This window comes from Roseivirga pacifica, from assembly GCF_900111145.1.
GTDB lineage: Bacteria > Bacteroidota > Bacteroidia > Cytophagales > Cyclobacteriaceae > Roseivirga > Roseivirga pacifica.
The window spans coordinates 63584-80991 of sequence record NZ_FOIR01000001.1 but is presented as its reverse complement, the minus strand read 5'-3'; the positions used below and the strand labels follow the sequence as shown (position 1 = coordinate 80991).

Genomic DNA, 17408 nt, shown 5'->3' with positions numbered 1-17408 from the left:
CAAAATCAATGAATAAGATTTTTTTGATGGCAACATTGTTGTGTTTGCTGTCTACAAGCTTGGCTTATGGCCAAAATACTATCTCATTTAAAATACTGGATGCTGAGTCTAAAGAACCTATGGTAGGGGCTACGGTTTATGCCGGAGAAAATAAAGGTGCTATTGCCAATATTGATGGCATTGCGACCATTGCCGGAATTACGGAGTCAACTATAAAAGTGCGTATTTCCTTTGTGGGTTACGAAGCTCAAGAGCTTTCTTTCAGCTTCCCGCTAACCGAAAGCCTGCCTATTGAGGTACTGCTCGGTCATCATGATGAGGAAATGGAAGATGTGGTGGTAACCGCAACTCGGACCAGTAGGAGTATTGAGGATATTCCGACTAGGGTGGAGTTTTTGGGTGCAGAAGAGTTACAAGAAAAGGCCGTGATGCGTTCTGCAAATATTGCCATGTTGCTTCGTGAAAGCACCGGTATTCAAATGCAAATAACATCGCCAAGTTCGGCCAATCAGAGCATTAGAATTCAGGGGCTCGATGGCCGATACACCCAGTTAATGAAGGATGGTTTTCCGTTGTACGGTGGCTTTTCTGGAGGGCTGAGTATTATGCAAATTCCGCCTTTAGATTTACAGCAGGTGGAGGTGATTAAAGGAAGTAACTCTACGCTATATGGCGGTGGAGCCATTGCGGGTTTGGTTAACTTGGTGAGTATTCGCCCATCGGAAGATCCTTTGACAAAAATAATGCTCGATCAAACTAGTGCGGGAGGAACCACATTGAATGCCTTTCATGCTGTACAAAAAGGTAAGTGGGGCTATTCACTTTTTGGTTCGGGGCATTTACAAAGGGCATACGATCCTAATGATGATAATTTCTCAGACTTGCCAGAAGTGGAAAGCATTACTATTAACCCAACTATTTATTATCGCCCGAACCAATCGAGCCAATTTCGCTTGGGGCTAAATGGTACGTTTGAAAATCGTTTGGGTGGAAACTTGGATGCGATTGACCGCGGAACACCATCCGATACAGAGTATTTGCAAGAAAACCGTACGCGCAGAATGTCGTACCAGTTGAGCTACACCAACGATTTTGGTGGAGGCAATCAATTGACGATAAAGAACAGCTTGCTGCACTTCGATAGGGATATTGGAGAGTACCAATATGGTTTTGACGGTGAGCAGATAGCTACATTTAGTGAAGCAACATACAGCTTTGGTTCTACCAAAAGCAACTGGCTGGTTGGCGCGAACCTGTATACCGATCGCTTTAGAGAGGGCGATGAAAGTATGGAAGATAGGAGTTATAATCAGCTAACGGGAGGTGTTTTTGTAAACCAAACGGCTAACCTAAGTGAGCGATTTGTGCTGGAATCGGGCATGCGATTGGATATGAGCAAAGACTATGGGGTGTTTGCCTTGCCTAGGGCTTCGTTGTTGTACAAAGCGAATGCAAAACTGAGCTACAGAATTGGTGGTGGGCTTGGCTATAAGCTACCAACCATTTTCACGGAAGATTCCGAACGACTTTCGTTTAGGGGGATCAACTCCTTTAACTTAACTGATTTGGATGCTGAAAAATCATATGGCGGAAACTTCGATGTGAATTATAAAACAGCCATTGGTTCCGAATGGACTTTCAGTATTAATCAGATGATTTTCTATACGCAGCTTACAGATCCGCTTGTGTTAAGGCCAACTACTGTAGCTGATGAATTTGCTTTTGAAAATGCTGATGGACCGATGAGAACGCAAGGTTTAGAAACTAATTTGAAGCTGACTTATAAGGACTTTAAGCTCTTTTTGAATTACGCGCTAATCGATACTGAATTGCAGTATGAGAACATCAATAACCAGAAACCGCTCACTGCTAAGCACAATGCTGGTGCCGTGTTGGTGTATGAGCAACATGGTAAGTGGCGTATTGGTTTAGAGGCTTATTACACTGGTCAGCAGTTTAGGGAGAACTATACTGAAACGGACGACTACTGGATTGCCGGTTTAATGATGCTGCGCAAATTCAACAAGATCAGTGTTTACCTGAACTTCGAGAATTTTACCGACACGCGTCAGTCTAGGTTCGAGTCGATTGATTTGGGTAACAGCACAAACCCTGCTGCTTTGGATATTTGGGCGCCAATGGATGGCTTTATTGCCAACGGAGGTGTCATCTTAGAGTTCTAAGGCTCGTTTTTCAACTCGTTTGAATTCGAGTTTTTAAAAAGGAAAAGCTAACTTTCGTGACAATAAACACAAAGTCATGAAAAATCAGCTTTTCCTTTTTTCGTTTTTAAGCCTATTTCTTTTTGCTTGTCAAGATCAAAAAGTAGAATTCATCATTCTACAGATGAATGATGTGTATGAAATTGCTCCGCTGGAAGGAGGCAAGGTGGCCGGAATGGCCCGGGTAGCCACCGTGCGTAAGCAACTGCTGCAAGAAAACCCTAATGTGATCACCACGCTTTCTGGCGATTTTGTGAGTCCATCGCTTATTGGCACACTTAAATATGATGGTCAGCGTATTGCGGGCAAGCAAATGGTGGAGGTGATGAATGCCGTGGGGGTAGATTATGTGGTGCCCGGAAATCATGAGTACGATATAAATGAAGATGAAATTCAGGCACGAATAAATGAGTCGAGTTTTGAATGGACTACCACTAACGTTTTTCATGTGGTGAATGGAAAGCCGGTGCCGTGGGAGAAGAACGGAACCCCTTTCCCTGATCATATTATGTATACTATTGATGGGGTAGATATTGCCTTTTTCGGGTCTACGGTTCCTTTTAATAAAAAGGATTATGTGAGCTACACCGATAAGTACGAGTCGGTTAAGACGGTGTATGAAAAAGTGAAAGACGAAGCTGAGATTTTTATCGGTATCACGCACCTAGAGGAAGAAATGGACGATTCATTGGCGACTCATTTTGTGCCCCAGTTCGATTTAATTTTGGGAGGCCACGACCACGCCAATATGAAGTTTCAGTTTGGCGAAACCGTAATGACCAAGGCTGATGCCAATGCCAAAACCGTTTACGTACACAGGATAAGTTATGACAAGGCTACAGGAGAAACCTCTATAAACTCTGAGCTTGTTAATATTGATGACAGCATAGCGGAAGATGCTGAGGTAAAGCAGGTGGTAGACAAATGGGTGAATATTTCCAATGAAAGTATGGCGGCCATGGGTTACACGCCTAATGAGGTGGTAATGATAACAAGTGACACGCTAGATGGGCGCGAGAGCAGTATTCGCTACAAGCCAACAAATTATCCGATAATGACGGCAGAGTCCTTCTTATTTGCTGTTCCGGATGCCGATTTGGCGGTATTCAATTCTGGCTCTATTCGATTGGATGATCAACTTACTGGTACCATCACAGAGTACGATATTCTTCGCTCTTTCCCTTTTGGTGGAGGAGTTTCAATTGTCAGCCTAAAGGGTAATGTTATTGAGCGGATTCTTGAAACCGGGACAGTAACTAATGTAGGTATTGGCGGCTATTTACAGTTGGTCAATGCTGAAAAGAAGGCCGATGGTTGGTACATAAAGCAGAAAAAGCTTTCGACCTCTAAAAGCTATAAGTTGGTACTGCCTCAGTTTGTAATGAATGGGGGTGAAAAGAACTTAGAATTTTTGGCTAACTACGCTAGTTCGGCTCAAAGCCCAGAAACCTTCGGAAACGTCAAGAATGATGTTCGCGATATTATAATGGCGTATTTTCGAGCGGAAAATTAAAAGGGTTAAAACAAAGTGCTCTGCTTTTCTTGCCTATTAGGTATGGTAAGGTTGTAGCCTAATTCGGTATTCAACTTTTCTATAAAATAGGCAGAAAGTAGCGGAGAGGCTTTTTCAATATTTTGATGAACAAAGAAGTAGATGTTCTCTATTCCACCAATTTCAATCCAGCTTTTGATCCTTTCAATCCAGTCGTCTAGTCTGGTGTAGTCGCTTTCGTGGTTGGCGCCAACATAGCGCACAAATGCTGAAGGTGTGGTTAGTCGCATATGTACCAAGTCGCGCCTGCCTGCGGTGTCGGTAATTATGTTGATTACATTATGCTGTTCTAGCAGTGTGTAGAATCTATCCGCAACTTCTGGATCGTTCAGCCAGTCGGTGTGGCGCACTTCTACGGAAAGCGGAATGCCTTTGGGGAATTGCTCAAGGTAGTGCTCCAACCTATCCCAATTCTTTGGGGCGAAATTGTTATGGAGTTGTAGAAAAACAACGCCCAGTTTTTCGCCAAGCCCAGCTAAATTATTGCAGAAATCTTCAGTATATATTTCTACATCATTTAGCCGTTTTAGATGGCTTATCATTTGGTTGATCTTCGGGAAGAACTTAAAATCCTCAGGAGTCTTTTCTGCCCAAGTTTCGTATTGTTCTATTGAGGGGAAGTTGTAGAAAGTCGCGTTTAGTTCAATGCTATTGAATTGAGTGGCGTAATAGCTCAGCTCGTCTTTGGTGCCGCGCGGATAAAAACCTTTGAGGTCGGTGCGGTTCCATTTGGCGCAACCTACATAAATGTTGGGCTTTCCTTTATGGCTAGAGTCTTTTAAAATTTTGGCCGTCCCCTCATGGTCTTTGGGTAGGGTAAAGTCAACAAGTTCAGGGTTATCAACGCTTCCGAATTTCATAGGTGGTGTCTGTTTTGAACCAAAATACAGAATAGATGGATGAATAAAAAGGGTGTAAAACGTCACCTGAAAAAATCATAAGATTTCTGAGTATGCAGAAGGTTTTAGAGCTATCAAAGTTGGGTTGGTTTTGCACTATTTGTTTTATTTGAAGCGAGGAATAGCCTGTAATTAATAATGATGCTTTTGTGCAATTCATTATGGATAGAAATAGTTATTTCGCGAGCAATTTTTTGATTAACAAACTTTCCTAGAGGGAAGTGTAATTTTAAATTTTTATGGAGTTAAATACTACACGACTTATCGTGTCGATTCTTATGATTTTACTAGGCATGTGCTACTTTTTCAGAACTGAAAAGGTATTGAATTTTTTGGGGCTGAATAAGAGAGATAAAGTAGCAAGTAGAATAGTTTTTCTTCAATTCAAATATGGAGGTATCATAGTGTCCTTGCTAGGGGTGTATTATATACTTGTGATGTTTGAAGTTCTACCAATGGTTATCGGGTAGTTTTCCTTTCCAGCTATACTTGACCCTGTCCGAAACTCAGCCTTTCCAATCCTATTAACCCTTTAGCACAAAAAAAGCTCGACATATTTGCCGAGCTTAGTTTCGTAGTCTCTAGGAGGACTAATCGTTAATAATTCTTCCTGAGGAAGAATTTAGATTAGGGCCAGCTTGTAGCGTGGCTCCCCTAGGTTTTTCTAGTCTTGTTAATGTATAGGCACAAAAAAAGCCCGACATAATTGCCGAGCTTAATTTCGTAGTCTCTAGGAGGACTAATCGTTAATAATTCTTCCTGAGGAAGAATTTAGATTAGGGCCAGCTTGTAGCGTGGCTCCCCTAGGTTTTTCTAGTCTTGTTAATGTATAGGCACAAAAAAAGCCCGACATAATTGCCGAGCTTAGTTTCGTAGTCCCTAGGGGAATCGAACCCCTGTTTCCAGGATGAAAACCTGGCGTCCTAACCCCTAGACGAAGGGACCAATTGGTGCAGAGGAGGAGGGATTCGAACCCCCGGATCCGTGAAGATCAATGGTTTTCAAGACCACCGCATTCGACCACTCTGCCACTCCTCTGTGTGTAAGTTTCCGATTGGGACTGCAAAGATAACGGAAGGTTTTTTCTGTGCAAACAAGAATTCAAAAATTAAATCGCCTCTTGGCTATTTTTTTTCACTTTCACGGTGTCTATGGCTGCATTCATCTCAAAACCGACCAAAAGAATAAGCGAGAGAATGAATAACCAGAGCATTAATACGATTAAAACCCCAATTGATCCATACAGTTTGTTGTAAGTACCGAACTGATTAACGTAGAAAGAAAACCCAAAAGAAGCTGCAATAGTGGCTAAAGTGGAGAAAACTGAGCCAATACTAAAGAAGTGCCACCTTTCGTGAACCGCTGGGGCAAAGTAATAAATGCACGAAATGGCGATCTGGAAAATGATGTAGAGCACGAGAAAGCGCAGAACATTCACTAAATCGAGTGAAATAACATCTTGCACAACGTCACGAATTTGAATGTTATCGAGCAAGTGTTGCCCCACAACTAGTACTGCTACCGATACCAAAACGGATAGGCCAAGCAACACGATTAGCCCAGTAGCGATAAAGCGCATTTTAAAAAAGCCCCTTGTTTCCACTGTTTTATAGCATGCGTTGAAAGCCGTCATTAGGCTGGTCATTCCATTGGTTGAAAGGATCAGCGCCATGATAAAACCAAATGAGAGCAATCCGCCACGTTCTTTCCCTATAATGTCGTTAATCGTAGTTTCCGCGGCTAGGTACAGGTTGTTTGGTAAAATATCTGACAAGAAGCTAATTACCACCTCGTTGGTTACTTCGGGAAAAAACAGCTGAATATATGGCGTAAGCGTGAATAAAAAGATGATGGCTGGGAAGATGGCAATGGTAAAGCTAAATGCTACGGCATTGGCTCTTTCCATGATCTCGTCTTTACTCATTTTTTGCAGAAAGATGACAATGGCATCGTACAAGCCAATTTCCGATTTGCCCAGTTTCACCCTTTGCAGCAAGGCTACGAGCCTCTTGTAAAGCGAATTCTCTAATATGATTTCAAGAATTCTGTTTTTCATTCAAAGTGAGGTTTCAGGGTTTTTAGCAGCTCTTCCGGTGCGCGGCATGGTCGGTTTGTTTCCATATCAATGAATACAAGTGTAGTGCTGCCTTTGTTTACCACTTTTCCACTTTCGTTGGTAATCGAATACTCAAAAAGCATGCGTGCTGTCGGAATTTCCGGTATGGTTACCGTTACCGTAAGCAGCTCATCGTATCTGGCGGGGCTTATGAATTTGCACTGTAAATCGAGCACTGGCATCATTACGCCTTGCTCCTCTAATTTGGCATATTCAAAGCCTAATTGGCGAAGTGCTTCCACGCGGCCTACCTCGTAGTACATGGCATAATTGCCATAATACACATAGGCCATCTGATCTGTTTCCGCATATCTTACCCTCACTTGGGTGCTGGCAATGTACATTTATCGATAGATATTTCGTCTATTCAGCGCTTGTTGAAAGAGTCGGGCGTTTTTGTTGTGCTCTACCAATGTTTTGGCAAACCTGTGATAGCCAGAAAAATCCTCCTTCGCGCACATATAAATATAGTCATGCTTTTTATAATTCAATACCGCGTTTATCGAAGAGATTGTCGGTAGGTTAATTGGTCCCGGAGGTAAGCCTTTGTAGCGATAGGTATTGTAGGGGCTGTCTACCCTTGTGTCAGCAGTAAGCACTCTTTGTATTTCAAAATCGCCAAGGGCAAACTTTACGGTAGGGTCGGCCTGCAACAAAATATTTTTGTTCAGCCTGTTAATGTAAAGCCCCGCAATTGTTGGGCTCTCATCGCCCATTATACTTTCTGCTTGCACTATTGAAGCTAAAGTAGAGACTTCCGCTGGGCTTAAACCAATCGCTTCGGCCTTTTGCTTTCTGCTGTCGTTCCAAAAAGCTTTGTACTCTTTGTTCATGCGTTCAAAAAGCGCTTCGGCCGAAATGGTCCAATACACCTCGTAAGTGTTCGGAATAAACATGCCGATTACTGTAGCTTCGTTAAAGCCGAAGTCAGCTATATAGTCTTCGTTGTTCAATAGTGCTAGAAATTCTTCAGTAGAAACGCCCGTGTTGGCCGTTATTTTCTCCGCAAGTTCTGGCTTTAATCGCACATTGTTGAAGGTGATGTTTACTGGAGTTTGGTCACCCGCGCGAAGTTTCCTTACCGCTTCAAGGTTGTTCATGTCTTTGGTCAAAAGATAAACCCCGGGCTTAATCGCGTCCTGATAGCCTAGCACTTTCGATACAAAGCTGAAAGAAAGCGCATCTTCTATAATCTGCTCATCATAAAGTCTGTTGCGCAGCGAATCGAAGGTGTCGTCTCTGTCAATTAAAATGGTAGTGTCATTTTTTTCGGCCAAAACATTCACACCAAAAAACAACTGGTAGAAGTAAAAGCTAAAGGATGTTAGGAGTACTGAAAATACGATCATTCCCAGTAATAGCCGCTTTCTTTTTTTCATAGGGGCACAAAAATAATGGTTTTTGTCATAACTTGTTCGCCAGTTATTCGCGCTATGAGTTGTGAGTTTATAAGGCTATACGAGGAGAACCCTGAAGAAGGTAAATTAGATCACATTGTTTCGGTTTTACGAGATGGTGGTGTCATTATTTATCCAACCGATACGGTATATGGAATTGGTTGTGATTTTTCTAATGCCAAAGCGGTTCAGCGTGTTTGTAGAATAAAAGAAACCACGCCAAGCGCGCTTTCTTTTATTTGCTACGACCTAAGCGAAATTTCGGAATACACCAAGCAGCTAAGTACGCCTGTTTTTAAGGTAATGAAAAAGGCCTTGCCTGGACCGTTTACTTTTATTCTGAACGCCAACAGTCAAGTGCCAAAGGTGCTGAATGCCAAGAAGAAAACGGTGGGTATTCGTGTGCCGAATAACAACATTCCGCGACAGCTGGTAAGAAGATTGGGAAGCCCCATTATTACCACCTCGTTGCGCGATGAAGACGAAGTAATAGAATATTCTACCGACCCAGAATTGATTTTTGAAAAGTACGAAAAGCTGGTAGATGTAGTGATTGACGGTGGATATGGCGGTAATGTGCCTTCCACAATTGTTGATTGTTCTGGCGATGAATTTGTGCTTGTTCGAGAGGGGCTGGGTGACATCAACCAATACTTGTAATGCTCATACTGGAAGCACAGTACTTTCCATCTATCGCTTATTTTGTGGCTTTGGCCAATGCAAAAGAAGTCACAATAGATGCCTACGAACACTTCGAAAAGCAAACGTACCGTAACCGTTGCACCATTGTAGGCGCAAATGGCCCGCTCGATTTAACCATCCCTATTCAGCACACCAAGTTGAAAATTCCGATGAATGATGTGCAGATCGATTATAGGCAAAAATGGCTCAATACGCATTGGCGTGCCATCCAATCGGCTTATGGAAAGGCACCCTTTTTCGATTTCTACTCCGTATATATTGAAGACGAGTTGAAGCGAGAATACAATGGCTTATTGGAACTAAACAAGACCTTACTGACATTATGTCTTAAGTTACTTCAACTAGATGTAAAGGTGTTGTGGAGCGAAAAGTATGTTGAACCAGACGCAAACGGAATAACAGACTTTCGATCTTTCGTTCATCCGAAAAAACAATTAGCCGAATTGTCAGGTTTTCAGCCAAAAGCGTACACACAAATATTTGGCAGTGAATTTGTTCCCAATATGAGTATACTCGACCTGCTGTTTTGCGAAGGACCAAACGCGTTGGAAATTATCAAACAGTCGGGCGAATTACATAAGAATTGAGTATTGAATCCGGTTTCTACTGAATCATAAATGATATCTTCTTATATTGATTGTGGTTTGGTAATTCAAATAATACCAACTAGAAAGGCATTAAATGGAAGCAAAATTTTCAAATAGAGTAAAAGAGGTTATTTCACTTAGTCGAGAGGAGGCCTTAAGGTTAGGGCACGACTATATCGGAACCGAACATCTTTTACTTGGAATGATTCGTGAAGGAGAAGGGGTTGCGGTGAGCATCCTTAAAAAATTGGGCACCTCTTTGGAAGAACTTAGAGAAGCCGTAGAGCGAGCTACTAAAGGAACAGCTAACCATAACGTAAAAAATCTGGCTAACATTCCTTTAACCCGTCAGTCAGAAAAAGTATTGAAAATCACATACTTAGAGGCTAAAATATTTAAAAGTCAGTTGATCGGTACTGAGCATTTGTTGCTTTCTATCCTGAGAGATGAGGATAATATTGCAACGCAGATCTTAGAGAAATTCGATGTAAACTATGAAGTGGTAAAAGAGATGTTGGAATATCAAACTGATAACCCTATAGCTTCTTCAGATACTGACGAGCCTGATGAGGAATCGGGCAGAATGTTTGGTAGCGGTAGCGGTTCAGGCGGAGGTTCTGCGGAAAGGCCTGCGGGCAAAGGAGGCGAGAAATCGCGTACGCCAGTGCTCGATAACTTCGGTCGCGATTTAACCAAGTATGCTGAAGATGGAAAACTCGACCCGATTGTAGGGCGTGAGAAAGAAATAGAACGTGTTGGGCAAATTCTTTCGAGAAGAAAGAAAAACAACCCAATACTAATTGGTGAGCCAGGTGTAGGTAAAAGTGCCATTGCCGAAGGACTTGCATTAAGAATTATTCAAAAGAAGGTGTCGCGTGTACTCTTTAATAAAAGAGTGGTTACGCTCGATTTGGCTTCTTTGGTGGCAGGTACAAAATACCGTGGCCAGTTTGAGGAGCGCATGAAAGCCGTAATGAACGAGCTTGAAAAATCGCCAGATGTAATTCTGTTTATAGATGAGTTGCACACCATTGTTGGTGCTGGTGGGGCTAGCGGTTCGTTAGATGCCTCAAACATGTTTAAGCCGGCTTTGGCCCGTGGCGAAATCCAATGTATTGGTGCGACTACACTCGATGAGTACCGTCAGTATATTGAGAAAGATGGCGCTTTGGCCAGGCGTTTTCAGCAGGTAATGGTAGACCCTACTACGCCTGAAGAAACCATCCAGATTTTGGATAATATCAAAGAGAAATACGAGGAGCATCACCATGTGAATTATACTGAGGATGCCATCAAAGCTTGTGTTTCGCTTTCAGATAGATACATTTCAGATCGTTTCTTACCAGATAAGGCCATTGACGTTTTGGATGAGGCTGGTGCTCGTGTTCATATCAATAATATTCATGTTCCGGAAGATATTGTGGAGCTTGAAGAAGCTATTGAGGATGTGAAGAAGGAGAAGAACCGAGTAGTAAAAAGCCAGAAATATGAAGAGGCTGCTCAATTGAGAGATAAGGAGAAAAAACTTATCGACCAACTAGACAAGGCGAAAGCCAAGTGGGAAGAAGAGAGCAAGTCGAAACGTTACACGGTTGACGAAGATAATGTTGCAGAGGTAATCGCTATGATGACCGGTGTGCCAACCAAGCGCGTTGCTCAAAATGAGCAGGAGAAGCTTGTTGGAATGGCCGAGCAATTGACTGGTAAAGTAATTGGTCAAGAAGAGGCGATTAAGAAGCTTACAAAAGCAATTCAGCGTACAAGAGTTGGTTTGAAGGATCCTGCAAAGCCAATCGGAACATTTGTGTTCTTGGGGCCTACTGGTGTGGGTAAAACCGAATTGGCTAAGGTACTTTCTACTTACTTGTTCGACAAAGAAGACTCTTTGGTGCGTATCGATATGTCTGAATACATGGAGAAATTCTCTGTGTCGAGACTTGTGGGGGCCCCTCCGGGCTATGTTGGTTACGAAGAAGGTGGTCAGCTAACAGAGAAGGTACGTAGAAAGCCATACTCTGTAGTATTGCTCGATGAGATTGAGAAAGCTCACCCAGATGTATTCAATATCCTACTCCAAGTATTGGACGATGGGATTTTGACTGATGGATTGGGTAGAAGAGTAGATTTCAGAAACACCATCATTATCATGACATCGAATATTGGTGTGCGCGACCTTAAGGACTTCGGTTCTGGAATTGGTTTCGCTACTCAAACCAAGCGCGATAATGAAGAGGTTGTAATGAAGGATACCATTCAGAAGGCTTTGAAGAAAACTTTCAGCCCTGAATTCCTTAACCGTCTTGACGATGTGATCATCTTCAACTCGCTAGGAAGAGAGGATATTCACAAGATCATAGATATTACGCTTAAGAAGCTGTTGAGCAGAGTGGAAGCTATGGGCTACAAAATTTCACTTACTGAGAAGGCAAAAGACTTCTTGGCAGAGAAAGGCTTCGATCCACAATACGGTGCTCGACCGCTGAACAGAGCAATTCAGAAGTACTTGGAAGATCAAATTGCCGAGGAAATTTTGAAAGGCGATGTCAACGAAGGTGATACACTTCAGGCCGACCATGATGGCAAGTCTGAGGAGCTTAAGCTTAAAGTGAAGAAAAAGAGAACTCCTAAAAAGAAAGAGGAAGACTCTGCAGAATAAAACATCCTAAAATGGATTTTAAAAGGCTACCAATCGGTAGCCTTTTTTGTTCGGCTATAATTCGTAGCTATATGAGTGGTGGTTTGAATTTATTAACTTTGTGGCATGGCGATTAAGACAGAGAGGTCAGTTTCGGACTTTAATAGCGAATTGAAGTTGAGAGGTTTCAATGTTTTTCAGATAGAGAGTGATGGAAATGCTACACGAACCTATAGTAGGAAGGATTTTTACAAAATCTGTCTCACCACAGGTAAAAGCGTAATTCACTATGCTGATAGAGGCTTTGAGCAAGAAGGTACGGTACTTTTCTTTGGTAATCCTCATATCCCCTATTCTTGGGAAACAATTTCAACTAGCTATGTAGGTTATACTGTGCTGTTCTCTGAGGATTTTCTGCATTTGTCTGAACGTTCCGAGGTATTGCAAAAATCACCTTTGTTTAAAATTGGTGGAACCCCAATTCTGGAAATTACTACAACCCAAAGAGCATTTTTGAATACCATTTTTCAGAAGATGATAGAGGAGCAGCAATCAGAATACCTGCATAAAGATGAGGTGATTAGAAACTACATCCACCTTATCTTGCATGAGGCCATGAAGCTTCAGCCTGCTCAGAATCAAAACAGTGAGGGTAATGCAGCAGCACGTTTGACCAATGTTTTTTTGGAGCTTTTAGAACGACAGTTTCCAATCGAGACGGCTAGTGACCCATTAAAACTTACTTCGGCTCAGCATTATGCTGATCAGCTTTCGGTACATGTTAACTACCTTAATCGTGCAATTAAAGAGGTTACTGGAAGGCCAACTTCTTCGCACATTGCCGAGCGTATTATAACTGAGGCTAAGGCTATGCTTCAACACACTAATTGGAATATTAGTGAGATAGCTTATGCACTGGGTTTTGAATACCCAACTTACTTCAATAATTTTTTTAAAAGGCAAACTGGACAAACTCCAAAAGAGGCTAGGTCTCTAGTGGTTTGAATTTCTTAATTTCTGGTTTGATAATCATTAACCCTTAAGGCGGTTCGTAATCTACCTTTGTCTAAGGTTTTAAAATCATTGGACAATGGATATAAAGAGCAAACTAGGGTCGCTAAAGCTAATTGCATTAATACTTGTTATTCTTCTGCCATTCTTCGGGTTATCTGCGTGCAATAGGCACATAGAGCAAGCTGGGGAAGCAGAACAACTCAACTTCATTTTCCCGAAAGGTCAACGGGGTTCTTCAGAGACATTTACTGGAGCAGCTTACAACTATCCGTTGGTAATGGATAGAGAGCTTACGACCATGGTGGGTAATGTCTATTTCGAACCTGGTGCACGCAGTAACTGGCATACACATCCTGCTGGACAAATCTTAATCATTACTGATGGGAAGGGATATCACCAAATAGAAGGTGAATCACTTCAAGAACTAAAGAAGGGAGACATTGCTGTTTGCCCTCCAAATAAAAAGCACTGGCATGGGGCTAGTCCTGAGATGGGTATGCAACAGCTTTATATAGTTCCTAATACTGAAAAAGGTGTGGTAAACTGGATGGAAGCCGTGACCGATGTACAATACGGAAACTAAACAAAATATATATGAGCGTACGATCAATAACCCTTGGCTTACTCTTACTAGTTGGGCAAGCCAGCGATAATTTATACAAGGAAAATCTAAATGATAAGGAAATGACTAAGAGTGAAGATCAATATATTTTTGAGTTGAGTGATAAGGTAATTAGAGAGTCTGTTACTTTTAAAAACAGATATGGTATTACGTTAGCAGGCGACTTGTACTTGCCAAAAGACAGTACTGGTAAATTGGCAGCATTGGCCATTAGTGGGCCTTTTGGTGCGGTAAAAGAACAAGCATCAGGTTTATATGCAAATGAAATGGCGGCAAGAGGATTTGCGGTGCTGGCGTTCGACCCATCATATACAGGAGAAAGTGGTGGTGAGCCGCGTAATGTAGCTTCACCAGATATTAATACCGAAGATTTTAGTGCCGCTGTAGATTTTCTCGGCTTACACAGGCAAGTCGATAGGGAAAAGATTGGGATAATTGGTATTTGTGGTTTTGGAGGGTTTGCCCTCAACGCTACAGCCGCTGATAAGCGTGTAAAAGCAGTGGCCACTACTAGTATGTATGATATGTCTCGCGTAAATGCCAAAGGTTATTTTGATTCCACTACCCCTGAACAGCGAACCGCTTTGTTAGAGCAAATGAGTCAGCAGCGCTGGACCGATGCAGAAAACGGTTCCCCGGCCATGGCTCCTCAAGGTTTGCCAAGTGAAATAAAAGGTGATGAACCACAGTTCGTTAAGGACTACTTTGATTTCTATAAAACGGAACGTGGTTTTCACCCAAGGTCAATTAACTCTAATGGCGCATGGACGATGACTACTCCAATTTCATTAATGAATATGCCGATTATGACCTATATCAAGGAGGTTTCACCAAGTCCGATGCTCCTGATTGCAGGTTCCGATGCTCATTCGCGCTATTTCAGTGAAGATGCCTATAAGGCGGCTGCTGAACCAAAAGAGTTGGTGATTATTGAGGGGGGAGTACACACGGACCTCTATGATGGAGGAGATAAGGACTACATTCCATTCGATAAGTTGGAGGCTTTCTTTAAGTCAAACCTATAAAACAACTACTTTTGGGTATGCCACATATTCAAATAAAAATGATCGAAGGGAAGACTGAGGAGCAAAAGCAAAAGCTAACTCAGGAAATTATAAAAGCTGCTCAAAATGTGATTGGCCTTGGGGACGATTCTTATTCTGTGAGCATAGAAGATTTTACTGCTTCAGAATGGAAAGAGGATGTTTACCCGAATGAGATAATGGGTAAAAAGGATACTTTGTACAAAAGCCCAGGTTATAAAATGTAAGTGTAAAACTAGATGGCTTTCTTGCTGTTGACTGCAGCAAGAAAGCCTATTTCATATTAACATTCTTTTGGCATTCGCCATACTATCTTACCCTCTATTTTATCAGAGATACTCAACTCACGACCCAATCTACTGCCTGTTGTTTGGGCTAAGCTACCATGCTTCCATTCATAGTTGGAAACTACGGTGAATAGTTTCAATTTTTTTAGAACTCATAATAACTCAGCTTGTTAGTAGTATAAAGAAATAAGAATTTATGAACGTATTAATAATAGGAGCAAATGGTAAGATTGGAAGAATTGTGGCTCAGAAAATGAGCGCTTCAGAAGACTTTGAACCAACTGCTTTAATTAGAAAAGAAGAGCAAAAATCGTATTTCGAAAACTTGAATGTGCCAACAATTGTAGAGAGTTTAGAAAGCGCTGAAAAAACAATTGAAGAAACCATTAATGGCTTTGATGCCATTGTGTTTTCGGCAGGGTCAGGTGGTTCTACAGGAGCAGATAAAACCATTGAGATAGATCTTTATGGCGCTACCAAAGTGATTGACGCTGCGAAATCCCAGGGGGTAAATCGTTTTGTAATGGTTAGTGCTGCATTTTCTGATGTGCCAGAGTTTTGGTCTGCACCCGGTATGAAGCCATACTACATTGCTAAACATTTGGCGGATAAAGAGCTGAAGAGAAGCAAGCTGAACTACACGATACTACGCCCTGTACGGCTAACAGACGATGAAGCGGTAGGTGAAATTGCTATTCAAAGCGATCCGCATAAGTTGAATAAAGAAATACCTAGGCCTGCTGTGGCAGAAACCATATTAGAAGTTTTGCGAGACCGAAATACTCATGGCAGAGTAATGGAAATGAGCGAAGGCGACCTAAGTGTTAGAGAGGCGATACATGCTTTTTTACGCGCTTAATTAATAAAGGCTTACTTGCTGCTGACTGCAGCAAGTAAACCTGTTTTATATCAATCTTCTTCGGCCATAAGCCTTACTACCATACCTTCCATTTCATCGGAAATGCGCAACTGACAAGCCAATCGGCTATCTGGCGTTGCATCAGGTAAAGTATCTAACATATCGTATTCCGGGTCGTTTAGTTCAGGCAGTTTGTCAGCGCCCTCGAGCACTTCTACATGACAGGTAGCGCATAGTGCCATGCCACCACAAGTGGCTAAAATATTGTACTCGCTGGCCTTTAGTACTTCCATTAGGCTCAAACCCATATCGGTTGGCAATTCCAAATCTTGCCTTGTGCCGTTTTTGTCTTCTACAGTAATATTTACCATTGTTTTAACTGGTTAGAAAGCCTGAACTCCGTTTACTGTAGTGTATTTGAAGCTTAGCTTTTGCTCCGGATACACATACTTAAAGGCACTTTGCGCCATTAGGGCAGCCTCGTGGAATCCACATAAAATTAGCTTCAACTTACCCGGGTAAGTGTTAATGTCACCAATAGCAAAGATACCCGGCACATTGGTAGAATAGTCGAAAGTATCTACCTGAATAGCATTTTTGTCTACATTCAATCCCCAGTTGGCGATTGGTCCAAGCTTAGGGCTTAGCCCGAACAACGGAATTAGGTAGTCTGCTTTGTGAACAGTTTCCTCTTTGTTGTGGTCGGCTATGTTTACTTCTTCCAAAGTAGCATTACCACCAATCTTTACAATATTCGATTTAAGCACGAGGTTGATTTTGCCTTCATTGGCCATGTTAAATACCTGCTCAGCAGAGTCTGGTGCTCCTCTAAAGGTTTCGTTTCGGTGAACCAAGGTAAGCGACTTGGCAATTTCAGCTAGGTGAATGGTCCAGTCCAATGCAGAGTCTCCACCACCGGCAAGAATGATGTCTTTGTCTCTGAACATTTCAGGGTCTTTTACCATGTAAGTAACCCCTTTACCATTTTCGAAATCTTCAAGGTTTTGAATGGCCGGTTTTCTCGGTTCAAAAGATCCAAGGCCACCTGCAATAACTACTACTTTTGATGCTACTTTGGTGCCTTCGTTGGTGGTTGTAATAAAGCTGCCATCTTCCAATTTTTCTACAGCCTCTACTCTTTCGCCCAAAGAATAGGTAGGTGAAAAAGGCTCGATCTGAGTCAATAAGTTGTTTACATGGTCTTGCGCCAATACGCCTGGAGAACCGGGAATATCATAAATAGGTTTTTGTGGGTAAATCTCGGAAAGCTGACCGCCAACCTGTGGCAAAGCATCAATTAAATGACATCTCATTTTGAGAAGTCCAGCTTCGAATACTGCGAATAAACCTACGGGACCAGCCCCAATGATACATATATCAGTTTCTTTCATCGTTTAGTTTTTGAATTAATGGGACATGCAATTGCAGCGTCCATTAGAGATAATGTTCTTAAAAAGTGATGTTGATTTCGCT

Annotated in this window: 16 protein-coding genes and 2 tRNA genes; 10 read left to right on the top strand and 8 right to left on the bottom strand. The window is 42.0% G+C overall.

Annotated elements, in window-relative coordinates:
* Positions 1-8 precede the first annotated feature (8 nt).
* Positions 9-2183 (top strand): TonB-dependent receptor, encoded by a 2175-nt coding sequence (locus BMW98_RS00415; RefSeq protein ID WP_245733442.1) that lies wholly within the window; start codon positions 9-11, stop codon positions 2181-2183.
* A gap of 76 nt (positions 2184-2259) precedes the next feature.
* Positions 2260-3735, top strand: coding sequence for a bifunctional metallophosphatase/5'-nucleotidase (locus BMW98_RS00410; RefSeq protein WP_090256399.1), 1476 nt, complete (start codon positions 2260-2262; stop codon positions 3733-3735).
* A 5-nt stretch (positions 3736-3740) separates the two neighbouring features.
* Here BMW98_RS00410 and BMW98_RS00405 read toward each other — a convergent pair whose 3' ends face one another.
* From BMW98_RS00405 to mltG, 6 genes are all read right to left on the bottom strand, one after another.
* On the bottom strand, positions 3741-4634 hold the full coding sequence (locus tag BMW98_RS00405) for a DUF72 domain-containing protein (protein ID WP_090256398.1): 894 nt from the start codon (positions 4632-4634) through the stop codon (positions 3741-3743).
* Between the two features lie 912 nt (positions 4635-5546).
* Positions 5547-5618: transfer RNA gene (locus BMW98_RS00395), tRNA-Glu, on the bottom strand.
* Between the two features lie 8 nt (positions 5619-5626).
* Positions 5627-5711, bottom strand: a tRNA-Ser gene (locus BMW98_RS00390).
* 70 nt (positions 5712-5781) lie between these two features.
* Complete coding sequence (locus tag BMW98_RS00385) at positions 5782-6729, bottom strand: YihY/virulence factor BrkB family protein (RefSeq protein WP_090256394.1); 948 nt, start codon at positions 6727-6729, stop codon at positions 5782-5784.
* A complete protein-coding gene (locus BMW98_RS00380) occupies positions 6726-7133 on the bottom strand; it encodes an acyl-CoA thioesterase (RefSeq protein ID WP_090256393.1) in 408 nt (135 codons plus the stop codon). The genes BMW98_RS00385 and BMW98_RS00380 overlap by 4 nt, the downstream gene beginning before the upstream one ends.
* Positions 7134-8168, bottom strand: a complete 1035-nt coding sequence (gene mltG, locus BMW98_RS00375; RefSeq protein ID WP_090256391.1) for an endolytic transglycosylase MltG — start codon at positions 8166-8168, stop codon at positions 7134-7136.
* 54 nt (positions 8169-8222) lie between these two features.
* On the opposite strand from mltG, the gene BMW98_RS00370 reads away from it, so the two are divergent.
* The 8 genes from BMW98_RS00370 (at position 8223) to BMW98_RS00335 (ending at position 15935) form a co-directional block, all read left to right on the top strand.
* Positions 8223-8846, top strand: coding sequence for an L-threonylcarbamoyladenylate synthase (locus tag BMW98_RS00370; protein ID WP_090256390.1), 624 nt, complete (start codon positions 8223-8225; stop codon positions 8844-8846).
* Entirely contained in the window at positions 8846-9475 is a 630-nt protein-coding gene (locus BMW98_RS00365; protein ID WP_090256388.1) for a WbqC family protein, read from the top strand. The genes BMW98_RS00370 and BMW98_RS00365 overlap by 1 nt, the downstream gene beginning before the upstream one ends.
* Before the next feature lie 94 nt (positions 9476-9569).
* Positions 9570-12131: an ATP-dependent Clp protease ATP-binding subunit gene (locus BMW98_RS00360; RefSeq protein WP_090256385.1), complete on the top strand. Its 2562-nt coding sequence runs from the start codon at positions 9570-9572 to the stop codon at positions 12129-12131.
* Positions 12132-12236: 105 nt separating this feature from the next.
* On the top strand, positions 12237-13115 hold the full coding sequence (locus BMW98_RS00355) for a helix-turn-helix domain-containing protein (protein ID WP_090256384.1): 879 nt from the start codon (positions 12237-12239) through the stop codon (positions 13113-13115).
* An 85-nt stretch (positions 13116-13200) separates the two neighbouring features.
* On the top strand, positions 13201-13707 hold the full coding sequence (locus BMW98_RS00350) for a cupin domain-containing protein (protein ID WP_090256382.1): 507 nt from the start codon (positions 13201-13203) through the stop codon (positions 13705-13707).
* Between the two features lie 11 nt (positions 13708-13718).
* Complete coding sequence (locus BMW98_RS00345; protein ID WP_090256381.1) at positions 13719-14771, top strand: alpha/beta hydrolase; 1053 nt, start codon at positions 13719-13721, stop codon at positions 14769-14771.
* A gap of 17 nt (positions 14772-14788) precedes the next feature.
* The gene (locus tag BMW98_RS00340) at positions 14789-15016 is read left to right on the top strand and encodes a tautomerase family protein (RefSeq protein WP_090256380.1); all 228 of its coding nucleotides are present in this window, start codon (positions 14789-14791) and stop codon (positions 15014-15016) included.
* A 256-nt stretch (positions 15017-15272) separates the two neighbouring features.
* Positions 15273-15935 (top strand): SDR family oxidoreductase, encoded by a 663-nt coding sequence (locus BMW98_RS00335; protein ID WP_090256379.1) that lies wholly within the window; start codon positions 15273-15275, stop codon positions 15933-15935.
* A 50-nt stretch (positions 15936-15985) separates the two neighbouring features.
* Here BMW98_RS00335 and BMW98_RS00330 read toward each other — a convergent pair whose 3' ends face one another.
* On the bottom strand, positions 15986-16306 hold the full coding sequence (locus BMW98_RS00330) for a 2Fe-2S iron-sulfur cluster-binding protein (RefSeq protein ID WP_090256378.1): 321 nt from the start codon (positions 16304-16306) through the stop codon (positions 15986-15988).
* A 12-nt stretch (positions 16307-16318) separates the two neighbouring features.
* Positions 16319-17326: an NAD(P)/FAD-dependent oxidoreductase gene (locus BMW98_RS00325; RefSeq protein ID WP_090256377.1), complete on the bottom strand. Its 1008-nt coding sequence runs from the start codon at positions 17324-17326 to the stop codon at positions 16319-16321.
* Between the last annotated feature and the right edge of the window lie 82 nt (positions 17327-17408).

Excerpts from the sequence above, each read along its gene's own strand:
- BMW98_RS00360 (WP_090256385.1), top strand. The coding sequence starts at position 9,570 with ATGGAAGCAAAATTTTCAAATAGAGTAAAAGAGGTTATTTCACTTAGT.
- mltG (WP_090256391.1), bottom strand. The coding sequence starts at position 8,168 with ATGAAAAAAAGAAAGCGGCTATTACTGGGAATGATCGTATTTTCAGTA.
- BMW98_RS00330 (WP_090256378.1), bottom strand. The coding sequence starts at position 16,306 with ATGGTAAATATTACTGTAGAAGACAAAAACGGCACAAGGCAAGATTTG.
- BMW98_RS00345 (WP_090256381.1), top strand. The coding sequence starts at position 13,719 with ATGAGCGTACGATCAATAACCCTTGGCTTACTCTTACTAGTTGGGCAA.
- BMW98_RS00335 (WP_090256379.1), top strand. The coding sequence starts at position 15,273 with ATGAACGTATTAATAATAGGAGCAAATGGTAAGATTGGAAGAATTGTG.
- BMW98_RS00415 (WP_245733442.1), top strand. The coding sequence starts at position 9 with ATGAATAAGATTTTTTTGATGGCAACATTGTTGTGTTTGCTGTCTACA.
- BMW98_RS00350 (WP_090256382.1), top strand. The coding sequence starts at position 13,201 with ATGGATATAAAGAGCAAACTAGGGTCGCTAAAGCTAATTGCATTAATA.
- BMW98_RS00340 (WP_090256380.1), top strand. The coding sequence starts at position 14,789 with ATGCCACATATTCAAATAAAAATGATCGAAGGGAAGACTGAGGAGCAA.
- BMW98_RS00380 (WP_090256393.1), bottom strand. The coding sequence starts at position 7,133 with ATGTACATTGCCAGCACCCAAGTGAGGGTAAGATATGCGGAAACAGAT.
- BMW98_RS00385 (WP_090256394.1), bottom strand. The coding sequence starts at position 6,729 with ATGAAAAACAGAATTCTTGAAATCATATTAGAGAATTCGCTTTACAAG.
- BMW98_RS00410 (WP_090256399.1), top strand. The coding sequence starts at position 2,260 with ATGAAAAATCAGCTTTTCCTTTTTTCGTTTTTAAGCCTATTTCTTTTT.
- BMW98_RS00325 (WP_090256377.1), bottom strand. The coding sequence starts at position 17,326 with ATGAAAGAAACTGATATATGTATCATTGGGGCTGGTCCCGTAGGTTTA.
- BMW98_RS00355 (WP_090256384.1), top strand. The coding sequence starts at position 12,237 with ATGGCGATTAAGACAGAGAGGTCAGTTTCGGACTTTAATAGCGAATTG.
- BMW98_RS00365 (WP_090256388.1), top strand. The coding sequence starts at position 8,846 with ATGCTCATACTGGAAGCACAGTACTTTCCATCTATCGCTTATTTTGTG.
- BMW98_RS00405 (WP_090256398.1), bottom strand. The coding sequence starts at position 4,634 with ATGAAATTCGGAAGCGTTGATAACCCTGAACTTGTTGACTTTACCCTA.
- BMW98_RS00370 (WP_090256390.1), top strand. The coding sequence starts at position 8,223 with ATGAGTTGTGAGTTTATAAGGCTATACGAGGAGAACCCTGAAGAAGGT.